8 protein-coding genes are annotated in these 6,955 nt (G+C 63.5%); 4 read left to right on the top strand and 4 right to left on the bottom strand.

Annotation, left to right across the window (positions count from 1 at the left end; genetic code table 11):
- Both ACI3KW_RS22990 and ACI3KW_RS22985 read right to left on the bottom strand, forming a co-directional pair.
- The coding region (locus ACI3KW_RS22990) for an SH3 domain-containing protein (RefSeq protein ID WP_404850023.1) at positions 1-331 on the bottom strand (331 nt) is incomplete at its 3' end.
- 406 nt (positions 332-737) lie between these two features.
- Positions 738-1,160: a hypothetical protein gene (locus tag ACI3KW_RS22985; protein WP_404850022.1), complete on the bottom strand. Its 423-nt coding sequence runs from the start codon at positions 1,158-1,160 to the stop codon at positions 738-740.
- Between the two features lie 148 nt (positions 1,161-1,308).
- On the opposite strand from ACI3KW_RS22985, the gene ACI3KW_RS22980 reads away from it, so the two are divergent.
- The 4 genes from ACI3KW_RS22980 to hemH all read left to right on the top strand — a co-directional run bounded on the left by ACI3KW_RS22980 (position 1,309) and on the right by hemH (position 5,819).
- Positions 1,309-2,097: a creatininase family protein gene (locus ACI3KW_RS22980; RefSeq protein ID WP_404850021.1), complete on the top strand. Its 789-nt coding sequence runs from the start codon at positions 1,309-1,311 to the stop codon at positions 2,095-2,097.
- A gap of 3 nt (positions 2,098-2,100) precedes the next feature.
- The gene (locus ACI3KW_RS22975; protein ID WP_113123977.1) at positions 2,101-3,003 is read left to right on the top strand and encodes a LysR family transcriptional regulator; all 903 of its coding nucleotides are present in this window, start codon (positions 2,101-2,103) and stop codon (positions 3,001-3,003) included.
- A 9-nt stretch (positions 3,004-3,012) separates the two neighbouring features.
- Positions 3,013-4,692 carry a DUF1007 family protein gene (locus tag ACI3KW_RS22970; protein ID WP_404850020.1) on the top strand — a complete coding sequence of 560 codons (1,680 nt, stop codon included), beginning with the start codon at positions 3,013-3,015 and terminating at the stop codon, positions 4,690-4,692.
- 101 nt (positions 4,693-4,793) lie between these two features.
- Complete coding sequence (gene hemH, locus ACI3KW_RS22965) at positions 4,794-5,819, top strand: ferrochelatase (protein ID WP_404850019.1); 1,026 nt, start codon at positions 4,794-4,796, stop codon at positions 5,817-5,819.
- Here hemH and ACI3KW_RS22960 read toward each other — a convergent pair.
- Entirely contained in the window at positions 5,816-6,157 is a 342-nt protein-coding gene (locus ACI3KW_RS22960; RefSeq protein ID WP_404850018.1) for an SH3 domain-containing protein, read from the bottom strand. The two genes, hemH and ACI3KW_RS22960, sit on opposite strands and share 4 nt — an antisense overlap.
- Positions 6,158-6,523: 366 nt before the next feature.
- Positions 6,524-6,895, bottom strand: a complete 372-nt coding sequence (locus ACI3KW_RS22955) for a hypothetical protein (protein ID WP_404850017.1) — start codon at positions 6,893-6,895, stop codon at positions 6,524-6,526.
- Positions 6,896-6,955 lie beyond the last annotated feature (60 nt).

Raw genomic sequence — 6,955 nt, 5'->3', positions numbered from 1 at the left:
GGGGACGCGGGTTCCAGGTCGGCGGGGGCGGAGGCGGACGGTTCCAGCCATTGTCCCAACCGCCGCCATTGCCGCCGGCGCTCAGATAATTGGCGGAAACCCAGCCATCGGGGCCGCGCTTCTCGACATAGCACCAGCTGCCGCGGCACTGTTGCACGTCAACCTGTTCGCCACGGCGCAGTGTATCGACCACGCCATAGCCGGTGCCGGGGCCGGACCGCACATTGACATTGCTGGTGACATAGGCCGGGGCAGCCATGGCGGCCGTAGCGGTTGCAAGCACTGCAAAAGCCGCCAGTCCGCCAGCGATGAGTTTGGTTCTCAAAGCCATTGTTGAACTCCTTTCCCTGTTAAGCACCTCTGTGCCTGTGAGTGCATAAAACACTATTGGCGATGAACTGGAGCTGAATGGGTTGGTCATGTTGGGCGGGGGTTTTGGGGCCTTTGAGCCGGGCTTTCCTAACCACCGCGTTTCCCTCGGGCCTGACCCGAGGGCCGTTGGGGTTCGCACAATGGTCGGTGCGGAGGTGAGCGGCCCTCGGGTCGAGCCCGAGGGAGATGCGGTGGGTGGGTAAGATAGTGCCTGATCTTGCAATCAATCGCGGTGTCATTCCGGCGCAGGCCGGAATCCATGCTGTGGGCCATCCCGGCGCTGGATGTTTGCGGCGCGCCACGGACATGGATTCCGGCCTGCGCCGGAATGACACCGTGGGTGGGGTTGGAGCGTGAAGTCAGAGTCAAAGCTTCAGCAAGTCCACGAAGCGCTTGAGGGTTGAGGCCAGTTTCTTGCGGGGCCTGGGTTTCAGCTCGCCGAGTAGCGCTTCTTCGAGTTGCGCCCAGTGGTCGGCCAGGCCATTGCGGATGCGGATGCCGCGGGTGGTGAGGGCGATTCCGGGGGCCAGTTCGGGGCCGACGGCCTGGCGGGTGACCAATTCGCGCTCGATGAGGCGGGCGAGGCGGATCTGCAGGTGCTCGACCGGGAGGCCCAATTGGTTGGCGAGGTCGGCCTCGGTGGCGCCGGAGCGGCCGAGTTCAAACAGGACCGCATCGTCGCCGGGCTCGAGCCCGCGTTCGAGCAGCGGCAGCAGCAGGGCCTTGTGGGCGAGCTGGCCGGCTTCGATCAGCCGGTAGAGCGTGGAGCGGGACGAGGGTTTGGACATAAGTGGGAAAATAGTCCGAACTCCTTGGGCACGTCGATCAGCCATTCCATCCTATCGTTAATCGGGTAACGACCAAGGCCCGTTATTGTTCACTGGGCGCAGATGAGTTATGCGTTGATTGCCCCTATTAAATTGAACGGAGCGCAGCTTGGCCACCCATTTTGCCGAACAGCTGACCGCACCGGAATTTGCCCGCTTTGCCGGACCGCACACCATTGCCGTGCTGCCGGTGGCCGCCATCGAGCCGCATGGGCCGCATCTGCCGCTGTCGACCGATTGCGATATTGCGCGGGGGCATCTGGGCCGGCTGGCCGATTATGTGAGCCCCGAGCGCGAATTGCTGGTGCTGCCGCTGCAGACCATTGGGCATAGTCTTGAGCATTCGGGCTTTGCCGGGGTGTTTACTCATGGCGCGGAAACGCTGCTGGCGGCGTGGAGCGATGTGGTTGGCGCGGCGGTCGAGGCGGGCGTGCGCAAGTTGATCGTGGTGTCGAGCCATGGCGGCAATTCCGAAGTTGTGGCGCTATTGGCGACGCGGCTGCGGGCGCAGCGGGATATGCTGGCGGTGAGCGCGGCCTGGCTGCGATTTGGCCAGCCCGAGGGGCTGTTTGCCGAAAACGAACTGGCTTATGGCATTCATGGCGGGGATATCGAGACGTCCTTGATGCTGCATTATTGGCCCGATGCGGTGCGACAGCAGCAGCTGGCGGATTTTGATTCGGCGGCGTCGCGCTGGGATGCGGAAACGCGTTGGCTCAAGACGCATGGGCGGACGCGACCGGGTTGGCTCAGCCGCGACCTCAATCCGCAGGGGGCGGCGGGCAATGCCCTGTTGGCGAGTGCAGAAAAGGGCGCGGCAAGCGCCGAGCATGCGCTGCGGGGCTTTGCGCAATTGGTGGATGAGGTGGCGGCGTTTGATCTGGGCAGGTTGGAGTAGAATATGACACAGGACCTCGCCCGTATTCGTGCCTTTGTGCAGGTGTTCGATTCCGGTGGCTTTTCCTCCGCGGCGCGCCAGCATGGGCGCTCCAAGGCGCTGCTCAGCAAATATGTGACCGATCTCGAGGATTATCTGGGCGTGCGGCTGATGAATCGCACGACGCGCAAGCTGAGCCTGACCGAGGCGGGGGAAGCCTATTATCGCGAGGCCAGCGCGCTGCTGCAGCAACTGGATGACCTCGACGCGACGATCACTGACCAGACGGCCGAGCCGCGTGGGCTGTTGCGGGTGTCGGCGCCACGCAATTTTGGCGAGGACACGCTGGCGCCGGCGATTTTTGCGTATCTGGCCAAGTATCCCAAGGTGACACTCGATCTGCGGCTGGAGGATCGCTATGTCGATCTGGTCGATGAGGGGATCGATGTGGCGCTGCGGATTTCCACGCTGCAGGATTCCTCGCTGATCGCCCGCAAGATTGCCGATATGCATATCGTGATCGGGGGGGCGCCATCGCTGCTCAAGACGCTGGGGACGCCCGAGCACCCCGATGCCTTGCGCACCATGCCCTGCATTGTCGACACCAATCTGCAGGGACAATCGAACTGGCGGTTCATCGATGAGGAGGGCAAAACCATCTCGATTCCGGTGAGTGGACCAGTGCGGGTCAATTCTCCGTTAGCGGCGCGGCAGGCGGCGGTTCTCGGTCTCGGCTTTGCCGCATTGCCATCCTACCTCGCTGATCCGGCAGTGGCCAAAGGTGAGCTCGTTCCCGTGCTGACCCGCTATCTGCAAACCGGCCAGACGCTGCAGGCGGTGTATCCGCATCGCCGGCATCTGGCGGGCAAGGTGCGGGCGCTGATCGACCATCTGGTCGAGTGGTTCCAGAAGCATCCGATCAGTTAGGGGCGCGGCGTGAGCGTTTGGAATTTGGCCCGCCTGCTGGCGGTGGTTTTGGCTGGTCTGCTGGCCCTGGTGTCGCCGGCATGGGCGCATCCGCATATTTTCATCGATGCCAAGGTGAGCGTGCAGTTCGACGATAGCGGCGCCGTCGTGGGGCTCAAGCATGACTGGACCTTTGACGAGGCGTTTTCGTCCTGGGTTATCCAGGGGCTCGATACCAATGGCGATCGGATCACCAGCCCCGAGGAATTGCAGAGCCTGGCGGATGAGAATGTGCAGGGGCTGGGCGAGTTCGAATTCTACACCTTTGCCGGCTCGCAGGATTCACTGCTGAAATTCGAGGCCCTGGGCGACCAGCACATGGTCTATGAGAATGGGCGGGTGACGCTGAGCTATTCGCTCAAAACCGAGCGGCCGCATCCAGTAGGGCAGCGGTTCGAGCTGGGGGTCTATGACCCCGATTATTATGTGGCCATCACCTTTGCCGACAAAAGCGATGTGACGCTGGAGAATGCGCCGGGCAGTTGCGCGGTGACGCTCGATCCGCCCAAGGAGATGGACCCCGGGGTGCAGAGCCGGCTTTATGCGCTGGGGCCGGACGTGACGGAATTGCCGCCGGATCTGGCCGCAGCGATGCGGGGCACGCAGGGGATGATCGTGATCACCTGTGGCGATGCGCCGGCTGCCGCGCCCTCGACGGCGCTGGATGCGATCAATGGCGTGGCGGTGGTCAAGCCGTCGATCCCCTTTGGCGGGCCGCCGCCGGAGCCGGGTTTGAACCTGCCGCGCACCGGATTTTTTGGCTGGCTGCAGGAGCAGCAGCGCAATTTCTATAGCGCGATGAACGCCTCGCTGGGCGCGCTGCGCACGGACTGGACGGCGTTCTGGCTGCTGGGCGGGTTGAGCTTTCTCTATGGCGTGTTCCACGCGGCCGGGCCGGGACATGGCAAGGTTGTCATCTCGTCCTATGTGCTGGCCAATGAAACGCAGGTGCGGCGCGGGGTGATCCTCAGCGTCATCTCGGCGATGATCCAGTCGCTGGTGGCGGTGCTGTTCGTGCTGGTTGCCGCCGGGATTTTGGGCATGACCAGCATTGCCATGGGCGATGCGGCGAACTGGATCGGCATTGCCTCCTACGGCATGGTGGCGTTGCTGGGCGTGTGGCTGATTGCGCGCAAGCTGTTTGGCTGGGGGCATTCACACCATCATCACCATGCCGATGACATGGCGCAGAAGGCGCATGCGCATTTGCATGAGGATGAGCATCATGGGCATGACCACCATGGTCACGATCATGACCACGACCACGGCCATCACGAGCACGATGACCATGATCATCACGGCCACCAGCATATCGTGACGCCGGAAGCGGCGAGCGGCAGCTGGCGGGAGCAATTGGGCGTGGTGCTGGCGGTGGGGCTGCGGCCCTGTTCGGGCGCGCTGGTGGTGCTGGTGTTTGCGCTGTCGCAGGGCCTACTGGCGGCAGGGATTGTCGCCGTGTTCCTGATGGGGGCGGGGACGGCGATCACCGTGGCGGCTTTGGCGACTTTGGCGGTGACGGCCAAGGGATTGGCGCGGCGGATCGGGGGCGTCGATAATCCGGTGACCACCGCTGTGCTGTGGTGGGCGGAACTGGCGGGCGCCGTGCTGGTGTTGGTATTTGGGGTGTTGCTGTTGATCGCGAGTCTGTAGGAGGGACTGCGGCAAAAGCGCGACCCATCGCCGCCTTGCGGTTATGGCGCGAGCCGCTATGGTGCGGCCAACGTTAGAATTCTTCCAAACAGCTCCATTTCATGTCCCAAATTCTTCCTGCCGATCATCCGCCTGTGCAGACGCCGAAAATCGGCGTGGTGCTGCTCAATCTGGGCACGCCCGATGCGACGGATTACTGGAGCGTGCGCCGCTACCTCAAGGAATTCCTGAGCGATCCGCGCGTCATCGAGACGCCGAAATGGCTGTGGTGGCCGATTCTTAATCTGGTGATCCTGAGCTTCCGGCCCAAGAAAAGCGGACATGCCTATGCCCAGATCTGGGACAAGGACAAGAACGAGAGCCCGCTGCGGGTGATTACCCGCAACCAGACCGAGGCGCTGGCGCAGCGGCTGGCGGGCGAGAGCAATGTGATGGTGGAATTTGCCATGCGCTATGGCAATCCATCGACCAAAAGCGTGCTGGACAAGCTGCAGCAGGCGGGTTGCCAGAAGATTTTGCTGGTGCCGCTTTATCCGCAATATTCGGCGACGACGACGGCGACCGCCAATGACAAGGCGTTTGAGGCGCTTGGCCAGATGCGCTGGCAGCCGGCGGTGCGGACGGCGCCGGCCTATTTCGATGACCCGAAATATGTCGAGGTGCTGGCCAAATCGATCCGCGATGGCGTGGCGGCGCTGGATTTCGTGCCCGATCTGGTGATCACCAGCTATCACGGCATGCCGGTAGAATATCTGGAGCGCGGCGACCCCTATCATTGCCAGTGTCTCAAGACGACGCGGCTGGTGCGCGAGCATCTGGGCTGGGACGAAAGCCGGATCATGGTGACGTTCCAATCCCGCTTCGGGCCGACCAAGTGGCTTGAGCCCTATACCGATGTGACGCTGGAAGCGCTGCCGGGCAAGGGGATCAAGAAAGTCGCGGTCCTGGCACCGGCCTTTTCGGCGGATTGTATCGAGACGCTGGAAGAGATCGCCATGCAGGGCAAGGAAACCTTCATGCAGGCCGGGGGCGAGCAATTCGCCTATATTCCGTGTCTCAATGACAGCCCGGATGGCATGGACATGATCGAAGCCATGGTGCGGCGCGAGCTCAGCGGCTGGCTTTAGTCCAAAATCCCCCGGTCCTCGTCGTCGCTGTCGTTGAAGGTGAACCAGGGGCCGCCGCCGATGAAATCGGGCTGGGTGACGCGCATCTTGGCGGACCAGCCGACGAGATAGCTCGCCCGCACCCAGCCGGAGCCGCTGACCCGGCACCAGCGGCCGTCGCGGGTGCATTCGTCGAGCGGCACCTGGGCGCCATCAGCCAGCTTGCCGATAATGTCATAGCGGGTGCCGGGGCCGGTGCGCACATCGATATTGCCGCCCTTGACGCGGGCCAGCGGCTCGGCCAGGGCCGGGGTGGCGAGCAGCAGGGCGGCGAGGGCCGCTAAGGGCAGGGCGCGCATGATCGGGTCTCCCGTTCTTTTAGTCACTGAATGAAATGCGCCAGAGTGCGGCGAGTTTCAAGCGCTTGCCGCAGACATGATGAAGCGCCGCACGGCGCGGGGCGCCTGCGGAGACACGGTAACGGGCGGCCTTTGACTCGACCAGTTTAGTCTAGGGGAGCCAAAGGCCGCCCGTCACGATCCGCTTTTGTGCAGGGTCCGGTTCAGGCGGTACCATTCTTGCAGGTCCGGCTGCCGAGTTTCCAACCCCACTGGAGAAGCGCCCCTCTCCCACGGCCACCCCGCCCGGTCCTGCGTGGGGACCGGTGACTGGCGGGATGGGGAGATAGTGACATGCGCCCAACGGGGCGGGGATAAGTTTTTCGCTCAGGCGTGCGGCGAGGGCAGGCCATCGGCAGAGAGGCGGGTCGCCTGCGCCGCGAGGCCGGGCGCGGTGAGATGGGCATAGCGTTCCTCAAAGACCGTGCCGGCGACGCTCAGGCGCGCGACCATCAGGGCCAGGTCGGCCGGGGTCAGCGGTTCTCTGGTGTCGATCCGACCGAAAGACGGCATTCCGGGCTCGCGGCGATAGAGCCGATTGGCGATGCGCAGGGCGCGGTCGAGGCAGGTTCGCCCGGTTTCTCCCAGCGTGCCGGATGGCTTTGCCACCCTGACGAGATAGTTGAGCGCCGCGACTTCGCGGCTCAGCCGATTATAGGCGACAATGGCGCGCTGGCTGAGATGAGGCTTGGTGGACATGCTGTTCCCCCAGAGGTGAAACCGGTGAGGATAGCAGCGGGGGTGTGGGCGGGGAGAAGT

Origin of the sequence: Devosia sp. ZW T5_3 (assembly GCF_044987315.1) — a bacterium.
GTDB lineage: Bacteria > Pseudomonadota > Alphaproteobacteria > Rhizobiales > Devosiaceae > Devosia.
The sequence above is the reverse complement of the archived record's forward strand: the minus strand, read 5'-3'. Positions and strand labels throughout refer to the sequence as shown.